The organism is Pseudochryseolinea flava, assembly GCF_003286915.1.
Lineage (GTDB): Bacteria > Bacteroidota > Bacteroidia > Cytophagales > Cyclobacteriaceae > Ohtaekwangia > Ohtaekwangia flava.
On the sequence record NZ_QMFY01000012.1, the window covers coordinates 179,779 to 188,663 of the forward strand.

Annotated in this window: 10 protein-coding genes; 8 read left to right on the forward strand and 2 right to left on the reverse strand. The window is 43.0% G+C overall.

The genetic code is table 11. From position 1 onward, the window contains the following. Positions 1-56 precede the first annotated feature (56 nt). The 8 genes from DQQ10_RS20490 to DQQ10_RS20525 all read left to right on the forward strand — a co-directional run bounded on the left by DQQ10_RS20490 (position 57) and on the right by DQQ10_RS20525 (position 5,829). Entirely contained in the window at positions 57-1,061 is a 1,005-nt protein-coding gene (locus DQQ10_RS20490; protein ID WP_112748789.1) for an RHS repeat-associated core domain-containing protein, read from the forward strand. Position 1,062: 1 nt separating this feature from the next. Beyond that, entirely contained in the window at positions 1,063-1,680 is a 618-nt protein-coding gene (locus tag DQQ10_RS20495) for a hypothetical protein (RefSeq protein ID WP_112748790.1), read from the forward strand. A gap of 572 nt (positions 1,681-2,252) precedes the next feature. Then, positions 2,253-2,594 (forward strand): hypothetical protein, encoded by a 342-nt coding sequence (locus tag DQQ10_RS20505; RefSeq protein ID WP_133259708.1) that lies wholly within the window; start codon positions 2,253-2,255, stop codon positions 2,592-2,594. A gap of 6 nt (positions 2,595-2,600) precedes the next feature. Then, positions 2,601-2,747 (forward strand): hypothetical protein, encoded by a 147-nt coding sequence (locus DQQ10_RS28010; RefSeq protein WP_165824032.1) that lies wholly within the window; start codon positions 2,601-2,603, stop codon positions 2,745-2,747. Positions 2,748-2,848: 101 nt separating this feature from the next. Further along, positions 2,849-3,064, forward strand: coding sequence for a hypothetical protein (locus DQQ10_RS20510; RefSeq protein ID WP_112748793.1), 216 nt, complete (start codon positions 2,849-2,851; stop codon positions 3,062-3,064). Continuing rightward, positions 3,061-3,360 (forward strand): type II toxin-antitoxin system RelE/ParE family toxin, encoded by a 300-nt coding sequence (locus DQQ10_RS20515; RefSeq protein WP_112748794.1) that lies wholly within the window; start codon positions 3,061-3,063, stop codon positions 3,358-3,360. The genes DQQ10_RS20510 and DQQ10_RS20515 overlap by 4 nt, the downstream gene beginning before the upstream one ends. 130 nt (positions 3,361-3,490) lie before the next feature. Continuing rightward, positions 3,491-4,969, forward strand: a complete 1,479-nt coding sequence (locus DQQ10_RS20520) for a hypothetical protein (protein ID WP_133259709.1) — start codon at positions 3,491-3,493, stop codon at positions 4,967-4,969. 239 nt (positions 4,970-5,208) lie between these two features. Then, positions 5,209-5,829 (forward strand): hypothetical protein, encoded by a 621-nt coding sequence (locus DQQ10_RS20525; RefSeq protein WP_112748796.1) that lies wholly within the window; start codon positions 5,209-5,211, stop codon positions 5,827-5,829. A 681-nt stretch (positions 5,830-6,510) separates the two neighbouring features. Here the strand turns inward: DQQ10_RS20525 and DQQ10_RS20530 are convergent. Continuing rightward, entirely contained in the window at positions 6,511-7,143 is a 633-nt protein-coding gene (locus DQQ10_RS20530) for an alpha/beta hydrolase (RefSeq protein ID WP_112748797.1), read from the reverse strand. 19 nt (positions 7,144-7,162) lie between these two features. Next, positions 7,163-8,098: a ring-cleaving dioxygenase gene (locus DQQ10_RS20535; RefSeq protein ID WP_112748798.1), complete on the reverse strand. Its 936-nt coding sequence runs from the start codon at positions 8,096-8,098 to the stop codon at positions 7,163-7,165. Positions 8,099-8,885 lie beyond the last annotated feature (787 nt).

An 8,885-nucleotide genomic window follows, 5' to 3' on the forward strand; every position in this document is an offset into this window, starting at 1 on the left:
GGTTAGTATACGATAGAGATTACAATCTCATTCCGTCAAAGTCTGGATACAAGCCGATGTCTACTGCCGCACGTGAGACAGGCGAAAACATAGCCCACGAACACTTACTCGACAGCGTAACCATTTCAGAAGCTGGTTATGTGTATATTTATCTATCCAACGAAGAAGGCGAGAATGCTTACGAGGTGTACTTCGATGAGTTCAAGGTGGAGTACACGAAGTCGCCGGTAATTCAGATGGAGGATTATTATCCGTTTGGGTTGACGTTTAATTCTTATCAGCGTGAGAATAAACTGACAAATGATATTACCTTTCAAAACCAGGAGCGACAAGATGAGTTAAATCTTGGATGGGTACAGTTCAAGTGGCGAAATGCGATGCCGGATATTGGTAGGTTTTTTAATGTGGATCCGATAGCAGAGGACTACTACCACAACTCGGTTTATGCTTTTAGCGAGAATAAGTTAATTTCATACAGGGAACTTGAGGGATTAGAGGCCCAACTGATAATCGTCGGAGTTGTGGTTGCAGTAACAGTTGAAGAGGTAACGCTCGCTGCTCTTATTAGCGGAGCTGTGGTTTTTGGAGAGGAGATTGTTGAGGGAATAAAGGAAATTGCAAACACTCCAGTTTCAGGAGGTGTTAGATTCGCCAGTTCTCCTGTTTCAGCTTGGGGGCAAGAAGCTTATGCATGGCAGCAGATGGCTAAACAAGCAGAGTCTAAGGCTAACTCAACAAAGACGTCAACGGGTGATGAGAAGGATAGTAAGTCAAACGGAAAAGCAACAGGATCCTATACGAATACCCATGAAAGCGGTAAAAAGTATCACGGTAAGGGAGGTGAAGACAGGGCTAGACAATCTGCCGACAGAGTAGCAAAAGAAAACAAAGACCCAGCTAAGAAGACAGAATGGAAGCCAGCGAAAAATGACCGTCAAGCATTTAAGGATGAAGCGAAGCGAATTAAGAAGGATGGCGGAGTAGAAAACCCAAATAACTATAACAAGGTTAACTCTCCTGGTAAAAAATATATTGAGGAAGATAACAAGAAAACGAATTGACATGACTTCAGCAAAAGACTTTTGGAATTGGTTTGAAAAAAATAGCGCGAAATACTTTTTCCTGAATCAAATTGAAAGTGAAGAGGAAAGGGAGAGATTGCTTGACGATTTTTTGAATAAACTTCATGCATACTCCCCAAAGCTTTATTTTGAGATTGGTGGGCATCCTGATGAAACCCAAGATCTGATTATAACTGCGGGCGGTAATCTCGATTACTTTTCTAAAGTTGAAGAACTTGTCAGCCAAACCCCTAAACTGCAACATTGGAAGGTAATTGCATTTAAACCACCTTCACAGGAGAACTTTGTTATTGAGTATAAGGGAGTAAAAATCGATCCGAGCAAGGCGTGGTTTTTACCTCTCGAAAGAGAGGACGAGCCAGACATGCTTGGCTTACGAATTTGCACAGCGGGCTATGCTCCTTCAAAAGAAAATGAATTTATCAATGCTGCATATCTTGCTTTAGACTCCATTCTTGGAGAGAAGTCTACTGCTTTAAATGTTCAACATGTTGAAGTAGATGATTTACCCGAAAACCCAGAAGAAGGGGGATTAATGAATCTCACGGAGCTTCCGGAATATATCACATGGAAGAAATCTAAGGCAGCTAAGAAATGACATAAGGCCCCCACCTCGTGCAAGTCTTCCATTTGAATAGCACGTGATGGTGGTGCGCCGCCGCACACAGCGACTAAATTTTGTACCGTGGATAATCTACCGCGATGACATCAACAAGAAGTTCGAGGCCACAATAAAATTTTAACGTAATATCACCTTTTAAGAATGATATGCGAGTTAAGTTTCTTTTGTTAGTGGTCAGTCGAACGCTCTTCGCCATTATCATAATGATATCCCTAGTTGTTGTGTATTTCGTTTTGATGAGTTCCCCGTCTACGAAAGGAATAAGCAAACTGGATTTAGCAAATGCAGCCATCGTTTTATCAAGTCTTGCATTAGGTAAAGGGATAGTTGATTTTTTATTGAAATTTGTTTTGGGCAATGACGGTGATGATTAATATTGGGCATTTACCCACCTCGTGCAAGTCTTCCATTTGAGTGACTGGTTCAAGGTCTTAGCCGAAGCCTAAGAGTATCAGAGTAAATCATCATTTAAGAAGCGGAGATACGTTTAAAAAATGTCTACGGTCATGCCCAGCGCGCAAGATGTGAATCAGTTAAATCGGATGAATATGAGATACCCAATTTTGGTCTTTTTAATTACAAGTCTCGTGGCGTGTGATAGTGCTTATGATGCTAAAAAAGTTGCAGCGCGTTACTGTGATTGCATGCGAAATAATGGTTCTCCTGAAAATTTTGAAAAAGCATCTGAAATATGCGGCGATAGATTTAAGGCAGAAAATAGGTATCTCAAACTATACTCAGTTGACATGCGCGATCGTGTACTAAACAACAAAATCTCAAACGAGACTAGAGATAGCGTAAAATCTTTTGTGGGTACCTTTATAAACCACACCAACACTCAATGTTGTGAAGAAACGTTGGCCTGTCCAGATTCTGCGAATGTAAAATGACGAAGTATGACAGCGAAATCATTCGTGCCTAATGGCCCCGCGCTGCTAACGGGACTTGGACCTAGGATAATTCCAGTCTTCAACTGCTCGCGTGATGGTCACGAATATTCGGCTGCCTTTAACAGTGAATGGTGGATGTGTAGTGAAGCGTAAGGTTCCTGATCAATGGGCATCGCGGGTGTATTTGGGAGTAAAAAAACTCAACTAAAAAGTCATGAAATCGTTATCTTTGTTAGATCAAAAGGAATTACATCATGGGAGTAGCACAGATAAGGGAGGAATTGCACCAATTTATCAATAATGCCGATGAGCGTATTTTAAATCTCATGTATGGGATGATGAAGGCGGATATCAAGAAAGATGAAGCCCTTGAAGAATCTATTGCAAGGGGGCTGGAGCAATCGAAAAAAGGTGAAGTACGGGAGCATGCAGCTGTGATAGCTGAGATCCGAGCGCGTTACAAATCATGATCGTGCGTATAAACTGGACTGCGGAATCTGAGAGAACGTTTAACCAAAACATTGAATTCCTTGCTAAAGAGTGGGACATACTTGTACTAAACAACTTTCTTGATCGTGTGGAAGAAGCTCTTGAGTGGATTCGAGCCAATCCGAAATTATATCCATTACACAGTCCAAAAGAGAACGTACATCGATGCGTAATCCACGAGCGCATTATTTTGTACTACAGAATAGTTGATGATGAGACAATCGATCTATTGACATTCTGGAATACTACACAAAATCCTGACAAGTTGAAGATCTAAACATAGCAATCTAGTCTTCAGACTACTCGCGTGATGGGTGATGCGCTGATAGCGCCTCGTTGAACAAGTAATACCATCAATTTTAAGCACTGAATCCGGCTCACTAGCCTAAATTCACTACCTTTGCAGCATGCGTTGTTGGCTGTTAATCCTCATGTTATTCATCGTGTTGAGTGCGTCTGCTCAGGTGCCTGATTCATTGCGGATTTTAACGCCATCACTGGAGTCGCTCGTCAATCCGAAATCTCAGCAACTCGATTCCATCCAGCAATCTTTCTATGGTGAAGCTGATCATTTAAAAGCGAGCTACAAAACCAAGATGGACTCGCTCGACGCATCCCGTACAAAAATTACAAGCAAGCTGGATAGCTTACGGTCACTTAATCTGAATACCGACAAAGTCACGCATGAACTCGATAGTATCGATACAAAGCGCAAAGCAGCAATAGCGGCGCTGGATAAAAAAATGACAGCATTAAAAGAGAAAGCCTCGAAAGGTGTTGCCGATCTCGGGTTGCCAAATGAATTGCAGTCTAAGGGGACAGTTGTCACGCAAAAGATGGAGACGTTTCAGCTGCCCGTAAAGGATTTAAATATTCCTGAATTGTCGTTGCCAGATAATCCACTAAAGAATCTTGATGGATTCAACACAACGGTGCCGTCGCCGGTGGGAGAGATCGGAAACGTTCCTGATTTAAATGGTTTGGATAAGGTAGGTGAATTAGGTGGTGAGCTCGGTAAAGTAGGCGAGCTCGGAAAAGTAACGGAAGGGCTAGGCGATATTAAAGAAGTCACGGGGGCACTGGGTGATGTTAACAATTTGCCAGGTACCCTTGAAGGCAAAGCGGCAGAGGCTGCAGGATTGCCGGCTACACCCGATGCGAAATCATTGATGGGTGATGTACCGCAGATGCCGGCCAATGGAACAGAAGCGAAAGAGATGGCCACGCAGCAGGTTCAGCAAGCAGTGAATCACTTCGCAGGCAAAGAGCAAGTGCTACAAGAAGCGATGGACAAGATGGCGAAGTTGAAAAAGAAATATTCGAGCTTGAATAGCTTGAGTGATATCCCGAAACGACGTCCGAACGAAATGCGCGGTAAGCCACTGATCGAAAGAATCATTCCTTCACTTACACTACAAGTGCATGGGAGAGGAGAGTATGTTCTCGTGGACTTCAACGCCGCCGCGGGTTATCGCTTCAATGGTAAACTCACTGCGGGACTTGGCTGGAATCATCGCGTTGCTTACAATAAAAAACGCGACGGATTTTCTGCATTGCCACGCGTATATGGTATCCGTAGTTTCGCGGAGTATAAAATTGGCAAAGGATTTTCTCTGCGTGTAGAATTCGAAATGATGAATGCGCCCGTACCGCCGATGATACAAAGAACGAGCGGTGATTATTCTGATCGCCAACGGGTGGCGGGTGCGTTTGTTGGTATTAAGAAAGACTACCGTTTCTTCGGCAAAGTTCGCGGTACATCGATGGTTATGTTTCGTCTCTTCAATCCCGATCGAAAAAGTCCATACGCAGATGTGTTGAATATCCGCACTGGATTTGAATTCCCGATGAAGAAGAAAGTGAAGAAAGAAAAGTCAGGTGCGTGAGCGGTTGGGGGCAGAACCGTGCCGCGAAGTTCTGCGAAGAAAGAAAGTTACGCGAAGGGATAGCATGTCAATCTTGCAAAAGTCTTCACTTATTAGTCTGAGTGTTATTCATCATCATGCATTCCCTGTTCAAGTGTTAGCGATGTTGGTGATGCATGCTGAGGTGAAATTCCCCGAAATAGTAGCTAGTAACTCGAAAACTAATCACGTACATTTGGATCTTAATCTGTAGTGAAATTATGAGAACCCTAATCATCATTGCTGCGCTCGTGGCGTCGATTCAAGTCTTTGGTCGTAAGATTCCAGGTACTATTATATCAAAAGGTCAATCACGGCAAGTGATGTTCGACATCAAAGTGAAGTTACTGTACGACGAGCCAAATTTTGAGCGCATACAATTCAAGGTTCGTTATTACGATGAGGCAGGGAAAAAGCAAACGCTCCGTCCAGACGATGCGGATGAGATCATCTTTGACTATGAAGGCATGGAAGTCCGCATGATCTCGTGTGAGAATACGATTGGCGGAAACATATTTTCATCTTCGAAGCGCATATTTTTGAAGATCGAAATCGATGGGCCACTGAAGTTATACCGCTATTACTATACACAAACTTCCCCTGGATTTAGTGGTGGCGCAGGAGGAGGGTATACACCTGGAACAAGTTATCAGATGGAAAATTTGATCTTTCAAAAAGGTGATGGCCCCTTGAAACAGCCGCGAACACTTGGATGGAAGAAAGACATGCTTGAATATTTCAGTGACTGTCCAGCACTTCGCGAACGTATTGAACAGAAAGATTTACGGAGAAGAGAGATTGAGGCAATCGTACATTATTACAATTCGAATTGTGGTGGATAGGCGGGTGGAAAGTACCACGCAGTTGCGCGAAGGAAAGTGCTCGTGTTAGTAACGGAGATTTAATCCCCGTACCTATCAAAAATTTCTTGTTGCCACGAAGACGCAAAGGCACGAAGGAATTTGTTAATTAAATTTTTAACGATTAACGATTCACGATTAACCATTCTATAAGCCCACGCGCACCCTTCACTTCCCTAACGGGCCCGCCCGCAAATCGAGTTCCCCTTTAGGGGCTGGAGTGAAAAGAAATCCATAGCTGAAGGAGTTTTTTTTCACTTCCCTAAAGGCCCGCCGCAATGATATCCCTTTGAACACCTTTGTAACGATTAACTTTAATCTTTCAACTTTTAACGAATAAATCCTACTTCGTTAAGTTCCATCTCCTCAATTAAGATCGGCAATTAAAATCCTCCATCGTTTTCTAATTCACTTGTCACGAAAACGCAAAGCACGAAGGAATTTTTTGATTAAATTTTTAACGATTAACGATTCACGATTAACGATTCACGATTAACGATTAACGATTAACGATTAAACATTCTATAAGCCCATGCTCACCCTTCACTTCCCTAAAGGGCCGGCCCGCAATTCTCTTGCCACGAAGACGCAAAGGCACGAAGGAATTTGTTGATTAAATTTTTAAAGATTCACGATTCACGATTAACGATTCACGATTAACCATTAACGATTAACGTCCCCTCCCCAAACAATCTTATTCGCCAAATCAATCTCCTCCTTGGCAATGGTGTGTCCTAAGTTTTTATACACCTTCACGGTTACATCAGCTTTGAGATTCTTGATCACGGCTTCACTTGCATTGACACGTGCTACGGGCACATGTGGATCAGGATCGCTGGTGCCAATAAATATTGGTGTGTTCTTAAAGTCGCCTTTATAATTAGCGTGATTGATCGATTCACCAATCAGTCCTCCCGTGAATGCAGCGGCGCCGCCCCAGCGTTGGGCATTGCGTGTCACAAATTCTAGCGTCAGACATGCTCCCTGCGAGAAACCTGCAAAGTAGATTTTGTCTGACGGTATTCCGGCTTTGTTAACATCAGCAACAATGTCTTCGATCAACGCAAGCGCATATGATAGCCATGGCTCATTCTGTTGCACGGGCGCGAGAAACGAGTAAGGATACCACGTGTAGTTCGTTGCTTGTGGTGCGATCAAGGCGTAGTCGGAAACATGTAAATGATTGGCAAGGCTTAAAATGTCTTCTGCTGTAGCACCTCGACCATGTAACATGATCAGGGCTTTACTTGCTGTTGAGATGTCTTTGCCTGCAGTGACTATATTCTTTTTGTGCATGATGATCTTTTTTTAAGTCTTAGCTAAGAACAGGAAGTGCGGCTTCAATTTCTTTGCGATGTTCTTCGTATTGCGCAGGAAGTTTTAGCGATGTACCGAGTGTATCAACACTTTCGTCAACGTCGAAGCCGGGATTGTCTGTCGCAATTTCAAACAGCACACCACCAGGTTCTCTGAAGTAGAGTGAGAAGAAATAGTTTCTGTCGATCTTCTCGGTGATGCGTAAGCCGTGGTCCAATACACGTTTACGGAACGCCATGAGTGTCGCTTCATCTTTAACCCTGAACGCAATGTGGTGAATTGTTCCGGCGGCATTCACAGAAGGAGATCCTTGAGGTAACTCAACGATGTCGACCACGGCGGCAGTGTCGATGGCATCCGTTCTGTAACGTGTTCTGTTGCCTTCTTTACCGATGAGTTTGTAGTCGAAAACGTTCGTCAACACTTTGCCAGTATCGGCGCCATCACGTAGTGTAAGCGTAATACTGTGGAATCCTTTTGTTGCCACGGCTTCGGTCACTTCGTTGGTAGTCCAAGGTGCACGACTATCAACTTCATTTGGAATCAATAAGGTGATGGATAATCCATCGGGATCTTCAAATGAGATATAATTCTCTCCGAAGCGTTTACCTGCGCTTGTGATCGGGATGTTGAGTTGTGTGAGTCGTGCATTCCAAAATTCAAGACTTCCTTCGGGCACGCTGTAGGCGATATCGGTTGCTAATCCTGTACCGGCTTTACCGCGGCGTGTTCCTTCCCAAGGAAAGAAGGTGAGGATAGATCCTGGTGTTCCAACTTTATCACCGAAGTAGAAGTGATAGGTGCCTGGATCATCAAAGTTTACGGTCTTCTTTACCAAACGAAGTCCAAGTACTTGTGTATAGAAATCATGATTTTGTTTTGCGTTTCCGGCGATGGCAGTGATGTGGTGTATGCCTGATATCCTGTTATTCATAAACTTAATATTTAAATCTTGTTACGATTGATAACGTAAAAGTAGGCCTGTCGATCACGTTAGGGGCTTGAACTAGGTTAAGAAATGGAGACTATGTTCTTGTACTGGATTAACTGAAGAGCTGAAAGTTTAAAGTTTAAAGTTTAAAGTTGGGGACGGTGCGTTTCCAACGGGGGAAAGTGGAAAACTTTTGTTGTGAGTGGAAACTATTCTTAATAATCAAATTAACTCTTCTCCCCGGCCCCTAAAGGGGAACTCGATTTGCGGGCTGATCCTTGAGGGAAGTGAAGGGTGCGCGTTGGCTTACAGAATCGCTAATTGTTTAGGCATTTACACCAAAACATTTTGCCTTTAATGGTATCGACTTTCAAGGATCTTAGACCATAAAGTCAAAGGCGCGAAGGTTCACTAAGGAAAACATTCTTTGCGGAACTTTGAGCCTTCGAGTCTTCGTGGCAAGAGTATTAGAAAAACGATAGAGGATATTAATTGGCGATCTTCTTTGAGAAGAGGGAATTTAACGAAGTAGGATTAGTCGTTAAAAGTTTAAAGTTTAAAGTTTAAAGTTTAAAGTTTAAAGTCGAAGACGGTGCATTTCCCGACGCGGAAAGCTTGAAGCTTACAGGTTAAATCGTTAAGTTATTAAATTAAGAATTAAGAATTAACGATTAAGGGCATCTCTAAAAACCTCAGTGAAAAGCGGTAAAGATTTGCGTACTTGCTTTCAAAGTAAGGGAAATGAAAAACAAGGCGAAAGGTCTATTTGACGAACAATTCAGACTGAACA